The following is a 12466-nucleotide window of genomic DNA, read 5'->3' as shown; positions in this document are numbered from 1 at the left end:
CCCATCAGGCGTCCGGTGTCCTGCTGCGGAAAAAATCCCTTCGGCACGAACATGAACAGAAAAATGCTGAGTGCGAGCGTGCCTAGCGCGACCGCCAGCGTAAGCGGCTGATGATCGAGCACCCACAAGAGACTGCTTTCGTAGCGATCCAGCATGCCCTTGAAAAATCGCTCGCTAGCAATGTAGAAGCGGCCGTGTTGCTCCTGATCGTGCGGCTTGAGCAGTTGCGCGGCCATCATCGGCGTCGTGGTGAGCGAGATGACCAGCGAAACCATGACGGCCGCCGACAAGGTTACCGCGAATTCGCGGAACAGCCGGCCGACGATTCCCGACATCAGCAAAATCGGAATGAAAACCGCCACCAGCGAGATGCTGATCGATACCACGGTGAAGCCGATGCCGGCGGCGCCCTTGATGGCGGCTTCGAGCGGCGGCATTCCCTCTTCGCGGAAGCGGGAAATGTTCTCGATGACGACGATCGCGTCGTCAACCACGAAGCCGGTGCAAATCGTCAGCGCCATCAGCGAAAGATTGTCGAGGCTGTAGCCGAGCAGGTACATGATGCCGAACGTTCCGATCAGCGAGAGCGGAACGACGATGCCGGGAATCAGCGTGGCGCGCAGGTTACGCAGGAACAGGAACACCACCATGATAACGAGCGCGATCGAAATCAGCAGGGTTATCTCGACGTCGCGCACCGAGGCGCGGATGGTGGTCGTCCGGTCCATGACGACCAGGAGGTTGATCGCCGGCGAGATCGAGGCACGCAGTTGTGGCAGCGCGGCGTAAACGCGATCAACAGTATCGATGATGTTCGCGCCCGGCTGGCGAAAGACGATGATCAACACCGCCGGCTTGCCATCGACCATCCCGGCCGCGCGGACGTTCTCGACTGAATCCCTGACCCACGCAATGTCGGAAAGTTGGACCGCGGCGCCCGAAGCGCTGGCATAACGAACGATCAGCGGCTGGTAGTCTTCGGCCTTGAGTAGCTGATCGGTAGTGCTCAGCCCCCACGTCTGATTGTCGTCGGCCAGTTCGCCCTTGGGCCGGTTCGCATTGGCGCCGGCCAGTGCGGTGCGCACGTCCTCGAGACCGATGCCGAGGTTGCTCATCTGGGTTGGATTCAGCTCGACGCGAACGCCGGGCAACGCACTTCCGCCGACGGTGACCTGGCCGACGCCTTCTATTTGCGAGAGCTTCTGCTCGAGGATCGAATCTGCAGCGTCGTACATCATGCCGGGGCGCACGGAGGTCGAGGTGAGCGCGAGGATCAGGATCGGCGCATCGGCCGGATTAACTTTCTTGTAAGTCGGCTTGCTTGGCAGATTCGCGGGCAGCTGTCCGGCGGCGGCGTTGATAGCGGCCTGCACGTCGCGCGCGGCGGCGTTGATATCGCGGTTCAAGTCGAATTGCAAAACGATGCTGCTGACGCCGAGATAGCTGGTCGAGGTCAGTTCCGTCAGACCTGCGATGCGGCCGAACTGGCGCTCGAGCGGAGTCGCCACTGACGAGGCCATCGTTTCCGGACTTCCGCCGGGCAAATTCGCCTGCACCTGGATGGTGGGGAACTCGACTTGCGGCAACGGCGAAACCGGCAGCAGCCGAAACGCGATCACGCCCGAAAGCGCGAGCGCGATCGTCAGCAACGTGGTCGCGACCGGCTTTCTTATAAATGGTTCGGAGATGCTCATGACGCTTGCGCCGGAACGGTTTCAGGCACGACGTCTCTTGCCCGCCAGTTGGCAAAGCGTGTCGCCATGCGATCGAAGGTCAGGAAGATTACCGGCGTCGTGTAAAGCGTCAGCACCTGGCTGACGAGCAGGCCGCCGACGATCGCAATACCGAGCGGGCGGCGCAACTCGGAGCCAACTCCGGTGCCAAGCGCGAGCGGCAAGCCGCCGAGCAGCGCCGCCATCGTAGTCATCATGATCGGCCGGAAGCGCAACAGGCAGGCCTGGTAGATCGCCTCGCGCGGCGGCTTACCTTCCTTGCGCTGAGCTTCGAGCGCAAAATCGATCATCATGATCGCGTTCTTCTTCACGATACCGATCAGCAGGATGATGCCGATGAGGGCGATCACGCTTAGATCCTGACCGCAGATCATCAGGGCCAGGATTGCGCCGACGCCCGCCGACGGCAGCGTCGAGAGAATCGTGACCGGGTGGATGTAACTCTCGTAGAGAACTCCGAGCACGATGTACACGGTGATGAGCGCCGCGAGGATCAACAGCGGCTCGTTGGTCAGCGACGCGCGGAACGCCGCGGCGGTGCCCTGGAACGAAGCCTCGATGCTGGCGGGCATCCCGATTTGCTGGCGCGCATTGTCGATCGCGGTAACCGCGTCGCCCAGCGAGTAGCCCGGCGCAAGATCGAACGAGATAGTCACCGCCGGAAATTGTCCCTGATGATTGACCGCCAGCGGCGACGCACCCGGCACGAAATGGGTGAAGGCGCTCAGCGGCACCTCGCCGCCGGTGTTCGAGCGAATATAGATTTCGTCGAGCGCATGCGGATTGCGCTGAAATTGCGGCGCCACTTCGAGCACCACGTGATACTGATTGAGCTGCGTGAACATGGTCGACACCTGGCGCTGCCCGAAGGCGTCGTACAGCGTGTTGTCGATCAGGTTCGGCGTGATACCGAGGCGCGAAGCCGTCAGCCGATCGATTACGATATGTTCCTCCCAGCCGTCGTTCTGCTGATCGGTTGCGACGTTGCGCAGCGCGGGAATGGTCTTGAGCTGGTCGACGAGTTTCCCCGTCCAGAGGTTTAACTCAGTGGCGCTCGGATCTTCGAGGCTGTACTGATACTGCGTGCGGCTGACGCGGTCCTCGACCGTGAGATCCTGCACCGGCTGCAAGTAGAGCGTCAGGCCGTTGGCGGCGACCAATTTTGGCTGCAGGCGGTTGATCACCGTGGTGATATCGACCTTGCGCACGTCGAGCGGCTTCAGGTTGATCAGTATCCGTCCGCTGTTGACGGTGGTGTTGGTGCCGTCAATGCCGACGAATGACGAGAGGCTCTCGACCGCCGGGTCCTGCAAGATAATCCGCGCCAAATCCAGCTGCCCGCGGGCCATCGCGGCGAACGACACGTTCTGCGGCGCTTCGGAAACGCCCTGGATTACGCCGGTGTCCTGCACCGGAAAAAATCCCTTGGGCACAACGATGTAGAGCACGATCGTCAGCACCAGCGTGCCGATCGCAACCATCAGCGTTTCCCATTCGTGGTCGAGGACCCATTCGAGCGTGCGGCCGTAAAACGCGATCGTGTCTTCGAATACTTTCTCGGACTTGCGATAGAACCAGGTCTGCTGATCCTTGGGCGTATACTTGAGCAGCTTCGCGCTCATCATCGGCGTCAGCGTCAGCGAGACGACCGCCGACATCAGGATCGTCACTGCCAGCGTGACCGCGAACTCGCGGAACAAGCGGCCGACGATATCGCCCATGAACAGCAGCGGGATCAGCACCGCGATCAGAGAGATGGTCAGCGACAGGATCGTAAAGCCGATCTGCTCGGCGCCCTTGAGCGCGGCCTCGAGCGGCTTGTCGCCTTCCTCGATGAAGCGCGAGATGTTTTCGATCATGACGATCGCGTCGTCAACGACGAAGCCGGTCGAAATCGTCAGCGCCATCAGCGACAGGTTGTCCAGGCTGTAGCCAAGCAGGTACATCACGCCGAACGTTCCGATCAGCGAGAGCGGGACCGCGATACTCGGAATGATCGTCGCTGACAGGCTGCGCAAGAAGAGGAAGATGACCATGACGACGAGCGCCACCGTCAGCATCAGCTCGAACTGGACGTCGGACACCGAGGCGCGAATCGTGGTGGTGCGATCTGTAAGAATCTGCACTTTCACCGACGCGGGCAGCGAAGCCTGCAAGCGCGGCATCAGCGCCTTGATGCGGTCCACGACCGCGATGATGTTGGCGCCGGGCTGGCGCTGCACGTTGACGATCACCGCCGGCGTGAGATTCATCCAGGCCGCGGCCTTGACATTCTCGGCGTCGTCGATCGCGTCGGCGACGTCGGAGAGCTTGACCGGCGCGCCGTTGTGGTACGCGACAATCAGCGGCAGGTAATCCTTGGCGGTGAGCAACTGGTCGTTGGCGCCGATGGTGTACGCCTGCTGCTTGCCGTCGAAGTTGCCCTTCGCCTCATTGACGTTGGCGCCGGCGATAGCAGTGCGCAAATCCTCGAGCGTGATTCCGTAGGAAGCGAGCGAGGTCGGATTGGCCTGGATGCGTACCGAAGGTTTCTGCCCGCCGCCGATACTCACCAGGCCAACGCCGGGGAGCTGCGAGATTTTTTCGGCCAGGCGAGTGTCCGCCAGATCTTCGACCTGGTCGAGCGGCAATTCCTTCGAGGTCAGCGCAAGCGTGAGGATTGGCGCATCAGCCGGGTTCGTCTTGCTGTAAACGGGCGGATTCGGCAGATCCGCCGGCAGGTATGTCGCGGCCGCATTGATCGCCGCCTGCACCTCCTGCTCGGCAATGTCGATGTTCAAGTTGAGATCGAACTGCAGCGTAATGACCGAGGCGCCGAACGAGCTGTTCGAGGTCATCTGGGTGAGCCCGGGCACCTCGCCGAATTGCCGCTCGAGCGGCGCCGTCACCGATGACGCCATAACGTCCGGACTCGCGCCTGGATAGAATGTCATGACCTGAATCGTCGGATAATCCACCTGCGGCAGAGCCGACACGGGCAGTTGCTCATAAGCGACGAGGCCGGCGAGCATGAGGCCGACCATCAGCAGAGAAGTCGCGACCGGCCGCAGTATGAACGGGCGCGAAAGGTTCAAGGGGTGGCGCTCCCGGGCGGAATCGCCGCGGTCTGCACGCTGACATGCGCGCCTTGTTGCAGCTTGTCCACGCCGTCGGTCACGACCACGTCGCCGACCGCAAGACCCTTGCTGATCGCGATCACGTCGCCCTGCGTCGCGCCCACGGTCACCGGGCGCATCTCGACAGTTTTATCCGGCTTGACGACGTAAACGAACGAGCCTTGCTGACTGCGCTGGAGACCGGCCGCCGGGATCAGAATCGCACTGGGAATAGTGCTGACCAGCAGCCGCGCGTTGACGAACTGATTCGGGAACAGCGCGTTGTCGACATTGGGGAAAGCCGCCTTGAGCTTGATCGTGCCGGTGGACTGATCGATCTGGTTGTCGGTCGTGAGCAGCGTTCCATCCGCCAGCTTGTGTTTGAGGTCACGATCGAGAGCCGCCACCGGCAACTGCGGATTCGCCTTCATCGCGGTCTCGAGGCTCGGCAGATCGTCCTCAGGAATGGAGAAATCGACCGCGATCGGCTGCAGTTGCGTGATCACCGCGAGTCCCGTCGCGTCGGTCGCGTGAATGATATTGCCGGCGTCCAGCAGCCGCAGCCCGACCCGCCCGGTGATCGGCGAGGTGATGCGGCTGTAAGTCAGTTGAAGCTTGGCGTTGTCGACCACACCCTTGTCACTTTCGATCGAGCCGGCGAACTGTCCGACCAACGATTGCTGATTGTCGAGGTCCTGCCGCGCGATGATTTTCTGGTCGTAAAGTTCTTTGTCGCGCGCCAGCAGAATCTTGTTGTTCTCGAGCGATGCGAGATCCTTGGCGAGCGTGCCTTCGGCCTGCGTGAGCTGTACCTGGTAGGGACGCGGATCGATTTCAGCCAGCAAATCGCCGGCCTTCACAATTTGCCCCTCGGTAAAATTTACTTTCACGAGCTGTCCGTCGACGCGGCTTTTTACGGTGACCGTGTTGTAAGGCGTCACCGTTCCGATCGCGGATATGTACTGATTCAAATCGCCCAGTTTGGCCGGCACCGCTGCCACCGGAACGGTCGGATGCGCCATGGCCGGAGACACCGCTGCGGAATCGGTGCCGTTGCGCCCCGACAGGTAGTGAATTCCAACGATCGCGACGATCAGAACGACCAGCCACGTCTTCCATCGATCCTTGATTTTGTCCGTCCAGGGGCGCACTTCGGCATCCTGCACAAATCGCGTGGCGTTAGGGTTTCCGGTCGTCGGGCCGTTCGAATCCATCATGTTCTCCGTAGCACTCGTATCCAACCTAGCAAATGCCGATCCCGGATCTATTGTTGCAATTATGGACTCGTCAGTCCATATTTCAGATGTGTGCTGAGCGTAACGGCGGATCTGCGGACCCCAACCCTAGAGACTACGAATCCGATGATTGCAGGTTTCCAATCTTGAGCGTCAAGCGACTACCGGTTTCGCCGCCGATTCGCCGCAAAGACGGTCGCGGCCGGCCGTCCACACCCTTCCTGCGCGAAAGAATACTCCAAAGCGCCGCGGAACTCTTTGCCGACCGGGAATTCGATCTCGTGTTGATCGACGAGGTCGCCGCGCACGCCGGCGTCGGCAAGGGCAGCGTTTACCGCCAGTTCAAATCGAAAGAGGAGCTGTACGCGGCGGCGGTGATCGACGGATTCGCGGAACTGCAGCGCGAAATTCGCACGGCGCTGGCGGGATGCACTTCGATGCGCGAGCAGATCGCGACGATCGTGCGGCACACCGTCCGATTCTTCTGGACCCGGCGCCAGTTCTTCGCGTTGCTGCGCGACCCCAAAGCGCTACCGCCCTCGCAGGAACGCCAGTATCGCGCTCAGCGCAACGACTTGTCGCGCTTGATCAGCGGAGTTCTCGACGAAGCCGTCCGGCGCGGCGCGATGCGGCCCGGTTTCGATACTCGCATCGCGGCCGAAGCGCTGCTCGGCATGGTGCGCGGCATCAACCGCTACGGCCGCGAATACACGACGCCCGATCACGCGGCCGATATCGTCACGTCGATCTTCCTCGACGGATGCGGCGCGCGATAACATCAGCTCGACAAAAAACTCGAAGAGGCCCCCGCATGCAGAATCTGCTGCCGCTCGCGGAAAAAATCGCAGTGATGCTCAAAGACCGGCACGAGAACGTCGCGGTCGCCGAGTCGACCACGGGCGGCCTTATCTCAGCCGCGCTTTTGAGCGTCCCTGGCGCGTCGGCATACTTCATCGGCGGCGCCGTCGTTTACACGCTCAAGGCGCGCCGCGCGATGCTCGAAATTCCCGACTCGGCCTTCGCCGGGATCAAATCGGTCACCGAAGAAGGCGCGGTGATCCTCGCACGCGCCGCTCGCACGCGCTTCGCAGTCACCTGGAGCATCGCAGAGATCGGCGCAAGCGGCCCCACCGGCAATCGCTACGGCGACGCCGCCGGCCACAGCTGCATCGCAGTCGCAGGTCCGGTCGAGAAGTCGCTAACTGTCGAAACCGGCAGCGCAGATCGCGTCGCGAATATGCGCACGTTCGCCGCCGCCGCGTTGAATCTTTTAATCCAAAGCATGTCGTCCTGATCCTAACCTCTCCTTGTCCGAGGAGAGATCAGGATTTTCATGGCGTCACTTCTGACAATCGATCCACTTCGCGCAGGCTCGGGAACATCCGGTACCACACCGCGACGATGACCAACGTGCCGACGCCGCCGATCACCACCGCCGGCACGGTACCGAACCACGTCGCGGTCACGCCGGATTCGAACTCGCCCAGCTCGTTCGATGCGCCGACGAAAAGGCGGTTGACAGCGCTCACGCGCCCGCGCATTGCGTCGGGCGTCGCAAGCTGGGTGAGAGTGGTGCGCACGTAAACGCTCACCATGTCGGAAGCGCCGAGCACGAACAGCGCTGCGAGCGAAAGCAGGATGTTTTGCGACACGCCGAAGACGATCGTCGCGATTCCGAAAATCGCCACGCACGCGAACATCGCGCGTCCCGCGCGCCGTGACAGCGCGCGCTGGCCGAGCGCTATCCCGAGCATCGCCGCTCCCAGGGCGGGCGCGCTGCGCAATACTCCAAGTCCGAGCGGCCCGACATGCAAAATATCGCGCGCATAGACCGGCAACAACGCGGTCGCGCCACCGAGCAGGACCGCGAACAAATCCAATGAGAGGGCGCCGAGGATCAGCGGTTTGCGCCACACGTACGCAATTCCAGCGGTGATCCGCTCGAACACCGTCGTATCGGGCTGCGCTTCGTAGCGCGCGCTGCGGCTCCTGATGCCCATCATCACGATTGCGATAGTCACAAACAGGGTCATGCATACGCCGTAGTCCACGGCCGGACCCAGGATGTAGATCGCACCGCCGATTGCCGGGCCCGCGATCACCGCCACCTGCGACGTCGAAGACGCCCACGCGACGGCTTGCGGAAACTGGTCTTGTGGCACCAGCAGCGGCACGAACGACTGCGACGCCGGTCCCGCAAATGCGCGCGCCGCGCCGAACAGCGCGAGCACTACATAAAACGGCCAGATAGTGGTGGTCCCAATCAACGCAAGGATTAGAAAACCGCCGCTTGCGATTCCGGAGCACAGATTGCTGACCACCAGGATCATTCTGCGATCGAAACGATCCGCCAGGTGCCCGGCGGGAATCGTGCATGCCATCATCGGCAGAAACTGAAAGAGCCCGGCGTATCCGAGCGCGAGCGGAGTGCGCGCGATACTGTAAATTTGCCAGCCGACCGCGACCGACTGTATCTGGGTAGCGAGAATCGCGAGGAACGCCGCGACCAGAAACCGGCGAAAGTCGCGGTGTGCGAGGGCGTTTGAATTTGCGGTCGCGGGCGTGGCATCCATCGGTTGGCCTCCAAGTTTGTATTGGAACCGCGCTGCCGAATCGACATTTTGCCAATCGACACCCGTCTCGCGTAGGCTCGCATCATGGACAAGTCAGCCATCCGAACTCACGTCGAGCGGCTTTGGGATGAATCCATCGTCGCCGAATTGGTCGAGTACATTCGTATCCCCAACAAGTCGGTCGCGTTCGATCGCGACTGGAAAGCACACGGCCACACGGACCGTGTCGTCGCGCGCTTCGAAGATTGGGCGCGCCGCCAGCCGATTCGCGGCATGAAGTTGGAGGTCGTGCGGCTTGAAGGACGCACCCCGCTGCTGTTCATGGAAATCCCCGGCGACTCGAAAGATTGCGTGCTGCTTTACGGGCACATGGACAAGCAGCCCGAGATGTCGGGATGGCGCGAAGGGCTTGGCCCGTGGAATCCGGTGCTCGAGGGCGATCGTTTGTACGGCCGTGGCAGCGCCGACGACGGTTACGCGACGTTCGCGTGCCTCAGTGCGATCAGCGCGCTGCAGGCGAACTCGATTCGACACGCCCGATGCGTCGTGATCATCGAAGCTTGCGAAGAAAGCGGGAGCTTCGATCTCCCTCATTATATAGCGCACCTCGCGCCCCGCATCGGGCAGCCGAGCCTGTGCATCGCGCTCGACTCCGGATGCGGCAATTACGATTCACTCTGGCTGACGACTTCGCTGCGCGGCCTGGTCGGCGGGAAGCTCCAGGTCGAGGTGCTCACCGAAGGCGTCCACTCCGGCGACGCCGGCGGCGTCGTGCCCGACAGCTTCCGCATCGTGCGCCAGTTGCTGAGCCGGATCGAGGACGAGGCGACTGGCAAGGTGCTCGCGCCCGAGTTCTACGCGACGATCCCCGACGCCCGCGTGAAGCAGGCTGCCGCGACGGCCGCGGTGCTCGGCGACGACATCAGCACAAAGTTTCCATTCATCGAGCACACGCGCCCGGTGAGCAACGATCCGGCAGAGCTGATCCTCAATCGCGCGTGGCGGCCGGCGCTCTCGATCATCGGCGCCGACGGATTGCCGGCAACCGGCAACGCGGGCAACGTGCTCCGCCCGGGCACGGCAGTGAGCCTGTCGCTAAGATTGCCGCCGACGGTCGATCCGAAAGTCGCGTCGCGAAAGCTGAAAAGCATTTTAGAGAATGATCCACCGTACGGATGCAAGGTGACTTTCCAGCCGAACTGGGGCGCCGCCGGATGGAATGCGCCGGAACTGTCGCCGTGGCTCGAGCGCAGCCTCGACGCGGCCTCGAATGATTACTTCGGCAAACCGACTGCCTACATGGGTGAAGGCGGCACGATTCCATTTATGGGGATGTTGGGCGAGCGCTTCCCGCAATCGCAATTTCTGATCACAGGAGTGCTCGGACCTCACGCCAACGCGCACGGGCCCAACGAGTTCCTGCACATCCCGACCGCGAAAAAGGTGACTTGCTGCGTGGCGAAAGTGATCGCTGATCATTTCACCCGCACTAACGCTTGAATTGCAGGAGGTTAGCCATGTCGATTCGACTTCGCCAGATTGCGCTGGTCGCCAACAAGCTCGCGCCGGTGGTCGACGATCTGAAGGCCGTGTTCGGACTCGAGGTCTGTTACATCGATCCCGGGGTTGGAGTGTTCGGGCTGGAAAATTCGCTGCTGCCGGTCGGCAACAACTTCATCGAAGTGGTTGCGCCTATCAAGGAAGGAACCGCGGGTGGCCGCTACCTGAAGCGCCGCGGCGGCGACGGCGGTTACATGGTCATCTGCCAATGCGACAGTCACGCCGCGCAACTCGAGCGGCGCGAGCGCGCGCGGGCGATGGGCATTCGAATCGCGTGGGAGCGCGAGAGCGACGGTTATCACGTGATGCAGTTGCATCCGGCGGACACCGGCGGCTCATTTTTCGAGATCGATTGGGACGCGAAGGGCGAGCCCGAGGGTAATTGGGAGCCGGCCGGCGGAAGCGGATGGCGCAAAGCGAAGCGCACCGAGACAATCAGCGGATACTCGGCGGTGGAATTGCAGTCGCCCGATCCCGCCGGCCTGGCCGAGCGATGGAGCAAGATCGCGGGCATACCAGTTCGCAAGGACGCGCGCGGCCGCCTCGAAGTGCCGCTCGACAATGCGAGCGTGCGCTTCGTCGAAGCGACTGACGGGCGCGGAGAGGGCTTGTCAGGGATCGACATGGTCGTTGCAGATCGCGCGCGGCTGAATTCCGCCGCGGAGCGCCGCGGGCGCAGCATTTCCGCCGACCACCTGACGATTTGCGGCACACGCTTCTACTTAGTCGCGCCAAATGGCTAGTCTCGCGCTGTGCGCAGGATACTACTCATCTCCGGCGCCGTGGTTGGCGCGGTTGTACTGATCGCGGCCGGGCTGACCGCTTACGCGTTCTTCAACTTGAGTTCGATCGTCGCGCACAATGAGAAGCGAATCGTAACGCGCGTTAGCGACGCGCTTGGCCGCCGAATCGAAGTCGGAAAGATACAGGCAGAGATGGGATGGGGCGTGTCGGTCGAGATCGCCGGTCTCAAGATCGCCGACGATAGTGCATTTTCTGAAAAACCGTTTCTCGCCGCCAGCGATGTGTCCGTGGACGTCGAGTTTTTTCCACTGCTGCGCGGCGAGGCGAAGGTCATCAGACTCGAACTGATCAAACCCGACATCCGGATCGTGATGAATGCGCGCGGCGACCTGAATGTGAGCTCGCTTGGCGCCAGTCCCGATGAAGCGCGCCGAAAGGCTGAGACAGCGCGGAACGGGCGCGCAAAGAAGCGCTCGTCGCTGGCCGACCTGGCGATCGTCGCGCTGAGCATCGAGGACGGCGCCATCTACTTCAACGATCTTGGCGAGAAGATGGCGCCGATTCACGTCCGTCATCTGGATTTCGATGTGACAAATTTCAACGCCGCCTCGGCCTTCGACCTCGAGACGAAATTCGCTTTTCCCGGCGACGAGCAGAACGTCGAGGCGTCGGGAAAGCTCGGACCGCTGCTCGAGCAAGGCGTGCTGGACGCGTCCGGCATTCCGGTCGATCTGAACTTGAAGCTCGATTCGATCCTGCTCGACAGCGTCAGGCCTTTGGCGGACATCGGATCGCACATCTCGCCGGCGCTTTCGATTGCCGATCCGCTATCTGTAAGCGGGACGGCGCGCGGCTCGCTCGGCAAGCTCGCAGTTGCGCTCAGCACCGATTTGACCGGGAACCGGATCTCGTACGCAAAGCTTTTCGACAAGCCGGCCGGCACTGCGATGACGGTGAATGCGAACGGCACCTGGAGCGAACAGCTCGAAATTGCGAGCATCAGCCTGAAGCTGTCCGATCTCGAAATGACGGCGAGCAGGTTTTCGGGCGGCGGAGCGCAACCGTTGAGTGCGCAAATCGATACCAACAGTTTCAACCTTGCCAATCTTGGTCCGATGATACCTGTTGCGGCCGGTTACGATGCGGCGGGCATGAGCGCGATTCATGGCACCGTGAAGCTCGGTAACAACGCGCCGGGCATCGATGGATCGGTGACGTTGAAACAGGTTGCGCTGAAGCCGGGGCCGTCCTGGCAGAGCGGAGTCAGCGATCTGAACGGCACAATTCATTTCGCTGATGGACGCGGAGATGTCGAGCTGACGAGTTTCACGCTCGGTTCCGCGCATGCGAGTCTCGAAGGGCGAATCGAAACACTAAGTCCCCTCGCTGCGAACTACGCCCTGAAGGCCGATTCGGTGAAACTCGCACAGATCTTCGCGACCCGGCCGCCCGGCGACGTAATCAACGGGCTTGTAGTCAAAGGCACGGCGGACGGCGAGATAACCGCGCCACGAATCAGCGCGACC

The 12466-nt window shown here is 62.0% G+C and carries 9 protein-coding genes; 5 read left to right on the top strand and 4 right to left on the bottom strand.

Going from position 1 to position 12466, the window contains the following annotated elements; genetic code table 11:
• From VIW95_RS11580 to VIW95_RS11570, 3 genes are all read right to left on the bottom strand, one after another.
• Window positions 1-1694 (bottom strand): efflux RND transporter permease subunit (locus tag VIW95_RS11580; RefSeq protein WP_331586594.1); only part of this gene is annotated, 1694 nt, incomplete at its 3' end.
• Window positions 1691-4807 carry a multidrug efflux RND transporter permease subunit gene (locus tag VIW95_RS11575; protein ID WP_331586591.1) on the bottom strand — a complete coding sequence of 1039 codons (3117 nt, stop codon included), beginning with the start codon at window positions 4805-4807 and terminating at the stop codon, window positions 1691-1693. The genes VIW95_RS11575 and VIW95_RS11580, both read right to left, overlap by 4 nt.
• On the bottom strand, window positions 4804-6042 hold the full coding sequence (locus VIW95_RS11570) for an MdtA/MuxA family multidrug efflux RND transporter periplasmic adaptor subunit (RefSeq protein WP_331586589.1): 1239 nt from the start codon (window positions 6040-6042) through the stop codon (window positions 4804-4806). Before VIW95_RS11570 ends, VIW95_RS11575 begins: the two co-directional genes overlap by 4 nt.
• 167 nt (window positions 6043-6209) lie before the next feature.
• Between VIW95_RS11570 and VIW95_RS11565 the strand changes: the two genes are divergently transcribed.
• A complete protein-coding gene (locus VIW95_RS11565; RefSeq protein WP_331586587.1) occupies window positions 6210-6839 on the top strand; it encodes a TetR/AcrR family transcriptional regulator in 630 nt (209 codons plus the stop codon).
• Between the two features lie 35 nt (window positions 6840-6874).
• Entirely contained in the window at window positions 6875-7357 is a 483-nt protein-coding gene (locus VIW95_RS11560) for a CinA family protein (protein WP_331586585.1), read from the top strand.
• Between the two features lie 37 nt (window positions 7358-7394).
• Here the strand turns inward: VIW95_RS11560 and VIW95_RS11555 are convergent, their stop codons facing one another.
• A complete protein-coding gene (locus VIW95_RS11555; RefSeq protein ID WP_331586583.1) occupies window positions 7395-8636 on the bottom strand; it encodes an MFS transporter in 1242 nt (413 codons plus the stop codon).
• Window positions 8637-8720: 84 nt separating this feature from the next.
• On the opposite strand from VIW95_RS11555, the gene VIW95_RS11550 reads away from it, so the two are divergent.
• The 3 genes from VIW95_RS11550 to VIW95_RS11540 all read left to right on the top strand — a co-directional run.
• Complete coding sequence (locus tag VIW95_RS11550; protein ID WP_331586581.1) at window positions 8721-10136, top strand: M20 family metallopeptidase; 1416 nt, start codon at window positions 8721-8723, stop codon at window positions 10134-10136.
• Between the two features lie 17 nt (window positions 10137-10153).
• The gene (locus VIW95_RS11545; RefSeq protein WP_331586579.1) at window positions 10154-10939 is read left to right on the top strand and encodes a hypothetical protein; all 786 of its coding nucleotides are present in this window, start codon (window positions 10154-10156) and stop codon (window positions 10937-10939) included.
• A 9-nt stretch (window positions 10940-10948) separates the two neighbouring features.
• Window positions 10949-12466: AsmA family protein (locus VIW95_RS11540; RefSeq protein WP_331586577.1), on the top strand; the 1518-nt coding region annotated here is incomplete at its 3' end.

The organism is Binatus sp. (SeqCode) (genome assembly GCF_036522015.1).
Classification (GTDB): domain Bacteria; phylum Desulfobacterota; class Binatia; order Binatales; family Binataceae; genus Binatus.
This window is presented reverse-complemented; position numbering and strand designations above follow the sequence as displayed.